Here is a 7,717-nt window from a genome sequence, read left to right as displayed (position 1 = left end):
TCATGGATACAGCTGTCAGTGTCCAGAATGTAATGGAACAATGGTTAGGAAAAAATAGTAATTTTCTAACACTTTTTTAGCTACATAAAAAATCCAACTATCACATATACCCTTATAGTTGGATTTTCTTCTATCTTCGAACGAATCCAATTCCCTATATGATAAAAATAATTAAATATTATAGACATCATTTTTAAGATAAATTATACTTTTTGTAATGGAATTATTAGACGAAAGGAAGATAGAATGATAGAAATATTAATAATTGTCTGTTTAGTTTTTATTATTGCTTTAGTAGCATTGATGTTTGTGCAGTTAAATAAAACTGCACATCGACTGCAGCTGCAACAACAGTTATTAAGTCAAAAAGATGAGATGATCAAACAAATAACTAATAATCTTAATTCTCAAAATGAAATAATTAGAATTTTGAATCAGCAAAATCAAAAGAGCTTAGGTAATGATGAAAGATTTGATGAACGATTAAAAAATATGAGTGAAAATGTCCAAAAACTATTAAAAGAATCATCGCTTTCTAGCCAACAGGTTGATGATATTGCTGATCGCATCAAAGATATTAATAATATCATGATTAATAAAAAAGCCCGAGGAAACTGGGGTGAATATCAGTTAGATAATCTTTTAAGCGTTTATGCTGGTGATAATCAAAATATTTTTGAGACCCAGTACACTCTTAAAAATGGGGCAATTGGGGATGTTGCTTTACATTTACCGGGAATTGAAAAAGTGATGATCATTGATTCCAAGTTTCCATTAGAGAATTATCAAAATTTATTGGATGAAGATTTATCAGAAATGGAACGTTTAAGATATGAATCATTATTTAAACAAAATATTAAAAAGCATATTAATGATATTTCTAAAAAATATTTAACGTCGCAAACGGCTGAAAATGCGGTTATGTTTATCCCTAGTGAAGCAATTTATACTTATATTTGTAGTCATTATAGTGAACTGATTGAATATGCTCATAGTAAGCATGTATTAATTACTAGCCCAACTACTTTGATTGGAGTCGTCTTTACCTTAATAAATTTAACGAAAGATTTTAATCGTAATAAACATATTAAAAGTATAGAAAAAGATATCGTATCCATGTATGATGATGTTATGCGTTTGACAGAAAGATTGGATAATGTAGATATATCAATTACTAGATTACAAAAAGCATTTAAAGATGTTCATATTTCGGCTGATAAGATTGGCAAAAGAATTATTAAGATTCATGATGGATATGATTATAGTGATGAACAAAAAGAATAAATAATTAGGAGATAGAAGATGATTTATCAAACAAGTTATCATTCGCCTTTAGGTCCAATTACTTTAGCTTCTGATGGAACGCATCTAATTGGTCTATGGTTTGAAAATCAAAAGTATTATTTTAGTAATTATAAAGAAGAAGCTGTTAGAAATGATGAATTAAAAATATTTCGTGATGCTAAAAAATGGCTTTATCAATATTTTAATCAAGAAAATCCTGATCCTGATGATTTGTTGTTGAAATTTGAAGGTAGTGATTTTAGATGTCAGGTTTGGAATATTCTTCGAACGATTCCTTATGGTAAAACAATGACATACGGTGAAATTGCTCATAAGATTGCTAAGACTAATCAATTAAAATCAATGTCGTCACAAGCAGTAGGTAATGCAGTAGGCCATAATCCAATTTCAATTATTATTCCCTGTCATCGAGTGATTGGCAGTAACAATAGTTTAGTTGGTTATGCAGGTGGGATTGATAAAAAAATTAAATTATTAGAATTAGAGGGATTAGACATCAGTCAATATAGTTTACCTAAAAAGCATTAGTATATTACTAATGTTTTTTATTACTTTAAACTATCTTTATAAGCTTTTCCCCAAGCTTCCATTGCTTTGATAACTGGTTGCATTGATTTCCCCAGGTCACTAAGACGATATTCAACTCGTGGTGGAACTTCGGGATAGGCAGTTCTAATTACCAGGCCATCATTAACCATTGATTTTAATGTTGCTGTTAATACTTTTTGAGAAATATCTGGCAATGATTTTCGAAGTTCATTATAACGTTTAGTTCCCGTTAATAAATCTCTTAAAATTAATAATTTCCATTTGCTGCCAATTAATTGTACGGTAGTAGCCACCGGGCATTCAGGCATATCTTCTTTTTTTAACATATTCATCATCCTTACTTTCATTATATCGTTTAAATAATTATAGCGAATATCGATTAATTTTACAAACTGGTTATTAATATCGTTTCTTACTAAAAAGTGCCTACTTGTAACTAAAATCTATAAATAGTAAAATATTACATATGAGGTGAATAATGATGCAAAAAGTCTTCTTTTTTGATATTGATGGAACGTTGGCAATTAATCATCATGTCCCTGAAAATAATCTAAAAGTTTTACAGTCCCTAAAGGACAAGGGTCATTTAACATTTATTTGCACTGGAAGGGCACCGTTTTATGCTAAAAAATTATTTGGTGATTTAGTAAGTGGTTATATATGTTGTAATGGAAGATATATTATTTATAACAATCAAAAATTACATGGTGAAGTTTTCAGTGATGAGCAATTACAATGGTATTTAGCTAGATTAAAAGCGAATAATTGGGGTGCTTTGCTGGTAAGTGACCACGTTTCAATGAATTATGAATTGAGCAGTAAAGAAGTAGCAGCCATGAAATCAGAATACGGTATTGATCGAATTATGGACTATGATCCTAAATTACCGGTATATACTCTAGATATTTTTTATCATAATTTTGAGCAATTAATGCGATTAATGGAAACATTCAAAGATAAGTTAGTGATTAATGATCATGGGGGAAGTGGTAACTGTGATTGTTCAACAATTGGTTATGATAAAGGCAACGCCATTGCTTATATTTTAAAATATTTTGGTATTGCTAAAGAAAACGCTTATGCTTTTGGTGATGGTTATAATGATCAGGCAATGTTTAGAGAAGTGGCAAATCGCATTGCTATGGGTAATGCTGTTGCTGAATTAAAAAAGCAGGCAACATATGTTACAAATGATGTTGATAAAGATGGAATTTATCAGGCATTAGTTCATGAAAAAATATTATAGTGTTGTTAGGACAGTTAAAGTAATGTAATGTAGATAATAAACTAATTAATTAAATAGGATAAAAGCTAAATTTTTTACTACTTTGATTTAAAGAAAGAGATTAGTTTTTATTGCTGGTACAAAGCAGGTTTAAAAAATAACAAATTATAATTAAAAATTCTTGTGTTAAACAGGAATTTTTTTATCGATATAAAGGATGGTGACATAATGATTGAAAAACATAAAAAAGCAATAAAAGCAGCATTTCCATATACCATTCCTATTTTTGCTGGTTTTTGGTTTCTAGGAATAACTTATGGAATTTATATGAATGTTTCAGGATTTTCTTTTTGGTATCCGATGTTAATGAGTTTAACTATTTTTGCTGGATCAATAGAATTTATTACAGTCAATATGCTTTTGGGGGCTTTTAATCCACTGCAAGCATTGTTGATGGCAATTATGATCAATGCAAGACATATTTTTTATGGAATCTCGATGTTAGATAAATTTAAGGGCTTAGGTTGGAAAAAACTATATTTGATTTTTGGAATGTGTGATGAAACTTTTTCGATTAATTATACAGCTGATATTGACAAAGGGGTTGATCGTGGCTGGTTTATGTTTTATGTAACATTGCTTAATCATTTCTATTGGTTTTCTGGAGCTACTATCGGTGGAATTTTTGGTTCTTTGTTAAATTTTAATACTGAAGGATTGGACTTCGTAATGACAGCCATGTTTGTTGTAATATTTATGGAACAGTGGTTTAAAGAAAGTGATCATACAAGTAGTTATTTAGGAATATTTATATCTCTAGGAGCTTTAATAGTTTTCAAAGCTGATTATTTTATGGTACCAGCAATGATTTTAATTGTTGTTGTATTATTAATTTTAAAAGATAAAAAAATGAAAGTGAGGCAATAAAATGACATTATCTAAACAAATTATAACGATATTGATGGTAATTTTAGGAACACAGTTAACTAGATTCATTCCTTTCATTCTTTTTCCCAGTGATAAAAAAACACCACCGGTAATTCAATATTTGGGACAGGTTTTACCAGCAGCGGTATTTGGGCTATTGATTGTATATTGTTTAAGAAATGTTAATGTTTTAAGTGGTAGTCATGGATTACCAGAAATGATAGCGATAGTAGTCGTTGTTTTATTACATAGCTGGAAACGAATGATGTTATTATCAATCGCCGGAGGAACAATCTGTTATATGTTGTTAGTGCAATTGATTTTTTAAATGATAAATAGATGGCTAAAGAATCGTTATTACGGTTCTTTTATTTTTTAATAAAGTTATTAATTGATGCTATTAAATCATTTGTGACGATAAAGCTGATTTAGATAATAAGAATATGTTGTGATAATAAAATTCATATAAATAAAAATGAGATAAATTTGAGACAAAAAGCAGTCTTTTTTATGCTATAATATACTTGTTTAAAAAATAACTTTGGCATATTAAACTATAAAAATTATTTGATAATGGAGTAGAAAAATGAAAAAAATATATGTTAAGATCAAATATGCCAAAGAGATACTGTTTGAAAATATACAAGATTTATCAGCTGGTGATGTCTATGAATAATTATACTGTCACAATTATTAATCAGGCCATCATTAATAATGATTCAAAAAGCATCAAACTCGATGAAACATGTAAAGTATTGCTTAGTGATGTTCAAATATTAGCTCATATTTTAAAATATGTTGTTGATGAATTAAATAATTTCACTATTGAAGAAATCCAAACAATTATACCAGCCCATATAAGTCATGAACCGGTCTTTCCAGGTAATCGAGTAGCTAAAACGAATAGTAATGAATCAATTATTTTAGGTGAAGGGCTGCTTAGATTCGATGTTCATTTTGAACTGAATATACCTGGTACAAATACCAGATTACAGATCAATATCGAAGCCCAAAATAGTATCTATAATGAATATTAAATCGTAACTAGAGGGATAGCCTATACCAGCCGACTGATATCACAACAGTTTAAAACTGTAATCAGGGCCAACAAGTATCAAAAGATGCAAAAAATATATTCAATCTGGCTGCTACCACAAGCACCGCTAAAAGAAGATGGAACAATAAGGAGCTATAAATTACAGGAGAAAGTAGCGTCAGGAAAACCACTAAATAATCAAGAAGCTTATGATAAAATCAAGATCGTAACGATCTATACTAGTAATAAACATGTAATAAGCAAAAAATATGAAGCAAATGATGCGTTGTTAAGACCACTGATGTTGTTATTTGGGATGAATGGAGCAAGTGCCTGGGAGATAATAAAAATACTGGAGAAGGAATATAATTTTAAAATGAGTACCGAACTAAAGGAAGGAGTTGAAAATATGTGTAATCTAGCGCAAGGATTAATAATTGAGGGTAAAACCGAAGAGAAATATAAGATACTGATAAATTTATTGGAACAGACAGATATATCATTAAAGAAGATAATGGAAATAGTAGGACTGGTAAAAAAAGAGGAAATCAACGAAATGATAAAACGCTTGCTTGATGATTTAAAATCAAAAGAAGGATATATCAATGGCAAACCAACTACTATAACAATCGATAGAATTATTAATGAAAAAATGGAGCTAGTTTAGTTGTTAAAACTAGTTCCATTTTTATTAATGATATAAAGCGATATGATAAATGAATTATGCTATTATTTTAAATAGCATTAGCAGCTAGGTAACCTTCTTCAATGGCTTTATTAATATCGGCTGCTTTTTCATTGCAGTCACCAACAAAATGAACATCAATACCATTGTCAGTTAAAGGAGTGATATCAAAACTATTAGGTTTAGCCCCAACTGCTAATATCACATAATCACAAGCAATAGATACCGGACCGGTTTCGGCATTGGCTTCAACACTTGAAGAAGTGATAGCAGTTACTTTAGTTTTAGTTAATAGTTGGACATTATGTTCTTTAAAATCTTCAAACATCACAGGCTTAACAGTTGAAGACTCTTCTTTAGCAATTTCGTCCATCATTTCCACAATCGTTACTTCACAACCGCTGTTTGCAAGTAATTCAGCTGTTTCAGCTCCAACTAAACCACCACCAATAACTACTGTTTTACCACTAGGTAATTGTTCATGATTTAATACTTTCCAAGCGTCAAAAACATGTGGTAAATCAATGCCTTCTATCGGTAAACTAGCATTACTAGCACCAGCAGCAATAATAACACTATCTGGATTCTCTTTAATAATACAATTAGCACAAACTTTTTGACCTAATCTTAAATCAACACCTAAAACTTTCATTTCATTAGTTAAATAGTTGATTGCTCGATTCATTTCAGCTTTTCTAGGCGGATTGGCAGCAATATTTAACTGACCACCTAAGCGTGTTTCTTGTTCAAATAAAACAACATCATGCCCTTTAGTTTTAGCAACTCGAGCAGCTTCCATTCCAGCGGGACCACCACCGACAATAACGACTTTTTTCTTTGTCGTTGCAGGGGTAATGATTCTTTCATATTCATAACCATTTTCAGCATTTAAAACACAGCTTAAAAATTGTCTGTTTTGAATTGCATCGGTACAACCTTTATTACACATCATACAATAACGAATACGATCACTTTGACCATTTTCTAATTTTTTAACATAATCAGGATCAGTTAATAAAGAACGACCTAAACCGATAATATCACAAACACCATTTTCAATTAAGGCTTCACCATTTTCTGGTGTTAAGATTCTTCCGACAGTTGAAACTGGAATTGATACGGCGTCTTTAATTTGTTTAGCGTATTTAGCCATGAAGCAATATGGTTGTGTTCCCATCGCTGGAATAGTATCATTCATGTTACCAGTGTGATTGGCTTGACCAACATGGATCATATCAACCCCTTCAGTTTCTAAAATTTTAGCTAATTTTATTGCTTCATCGATTTTTAAGCCACCTTTTCCCCGTAATGGATTTTCAGTTACGATTGGTAATTTATAATCGATACAGATATCAGGAGCATTTTCCTTAATTGTTCTAACAACATTTAAGGCGAATTTAATACGGTTTTCAAAGCTACCACCATATTCATCACTACGATGATTTAAAATTGTTGAGCATAGCGAACCAATCAAACGGTCACCATGAACTTCAACGATATCAACACCAGCTTGATAAGCACGTTTAACACAGGCACCAATTTTATCTAAAATACTATTTAATTGTTCTTCAGTAACTTCATCAATATAATGTAACATATCATGATGTAATTTAGCTCTAGCTGCCTGCATATCCCCTTTTTTAAATAATTCAGCTAAGGCATCGACATCATATTCTGGATGGAAAACTTGAATTCCTAATTTACAATCAAATTCATGCAGTGCATCAGCTAAAGCTTTGTAGGCAGGAATTTGTCCATCATGGAATAATTTTGGGGTTGGTGAAACAGTATTAACAGGGGCTACATCACCTAAAACAATATAGGCAACCCCACCTTCAGCTAACCGTTTATAGAAGTTAAAACTTTGTTTTCCAATCGTTCCATCTCTTTCTTCATAACCAGTTGTCATAGGTGGAAACATAATACGATTTTTTAAAGTAATTTTACCAACATAAATTGGTTCTAATAATTTCATTTGATCTTCTCCTTT

At 30.6% G+C, this 7,717-nt stretch carries 9 protein-coding genes; 7 read left to right on the top strand and 2 right to left on the bottom strand.

From position 1 onward, the window contains the following. The first annotated feature begins 246 nt into the window (after window positions 1–246). Complete coding sequence (locus tag Q0K54_RS05265) at window positions 247–1,284, top strand: DNA recombination protein RmuC (RefSeq protein ID WP_294578799.1); 1,038 nt, start codon at window positions 247–249, stop codon at window positions 1,282–1,284. An 18-nt stretch (window positions 1,285–1,302) separates the two neighbouring features. Beyond that, window positions 1,303–1,833 carry a methylated-DNA--[protein]-cysteine S-methyltransferase gene (locus Q0K54_RS05260; RefSeq protein ID WP_294578798.1) on the top strand — a complete coding sequence of 177 codons (531 nt, stop codon included), beginning with the start codon at window positions 1,303–1,305 and terminating at the stop codon, window positions 1,831–1,833. Window positions 1,834–1,853: 20 nt separating this feature from the next. On the opposite strand, the gene Q0K54_RS05255 is transcribed toward Q0K54_RS05260, so the two are convergent. Further along, window positions 1,854–2,180, bottom strand: coding sequence for a helix-turn-helix domain-containing protein (locus Q0K54_RS05255; RefSeq protein WP_294578797.1), 327 nt, complete (start codon window positions 2,178–2,180; stop codon window positions 1,854–1,856). A 152-nt stretch (window positions 2,181–2,332) separates the two neighbouring features. On the opposite strand from Q0K54_RS05255, the gene Q0K54_RS05250 reads away from it, so the two are divergent. From Q0K54_RS05250 to Q0K54_RS05230, 5 genes are all read left to right on the top strand, one after another. Further along, entirely contained in the window at window positions 2,333–3,100 is a 768-nt protein-coding gene (locus Q0K54_RS05250; protein ID WP_294578796.1) for an HAD-IIB family hydrolase, read from the top strand. Between the two features lie 207 nt (window positions 3,101–3,307). Continuing rightward, on the top strand, window positions 3,308–4,006 hold the full coding sequence (locus tag Q0K54_RS05245) for an AzlC family ABC transporter permease (RefSeq protein WP_294578795.1): 699 nt from the start codon (window positions 3,308–3,310) through the stop codon (window positions 4,004–4,006). 1 nt (window position 4,007) lies between these two features. Then, window positions 4,008–4,334: a branched-chain amino acid transporter permease gene (locus Q0K54_RS05240; protein WP_294578794.1), complete on the top strand. Its 327-nt coding sequence runs from the start codon at window positions 4,008–4,010 to the stop codon at window positions 4,332–4,334. Window positions 4,335–4,674: 340 nt separating this feature from the next. Next, window positions 4,675–5,043 (top strand): hypothetical protein, encoded by a 369-nt coding sequence (locus tag Q0K54_RS05235; protein WP_294578793.1) that lies wholly within the window; start codon window positions 4,675–4,677, stop codon window positions 5,041–5,043. 84 nt (window positions 5,044–5,127) lie between these two features. Next, complete coding sequence (locus Q0K54_RS05230; protein ID WP_294578792.1) at window positions 5,128–5,709, top strand: hypothetical protein; 582 nt, start codon at window positions 5,128–5,130, stop codon at window positions 5,707–5,709. A 67-nt stretch (window positions 5,710–5,776) separates the two neighbouring features. Here the strand turns inward: Q0K54_RS05230 and bilR are convergent, their stop codons facing one another. After that, window positions 5,777–7,702, bottom strand: a complete 1,926-nt coding sequence (gene bilR, locus Q0K54_RS05225) for a bilirubin reductase, long form (protein WP_294578791.1) — start codon at window positions 7,700–7,702, stop codon at window positions 5,777–5,779. Between the last annotated feature and the right edge of the window lie 15 nt (window positions 7,703–7,717).

Origin of the sequence: uncultured Thomasclavelia sp., from assembly GCF_944324745.1 — a bacterium.
In the GTDB taxonomy this organism is placed as follows: domain Bacteria; phylum Bacillota_I; class Bacilli_A; order Erysipelotrichales; family Coprobacillaceae; genus Thomasclavelia.
The sequence above is the reverse complement of the archived record's forward strand: the minus strand, read 5'-3'. Positions and strand labels throughout refer to the sequence as shown.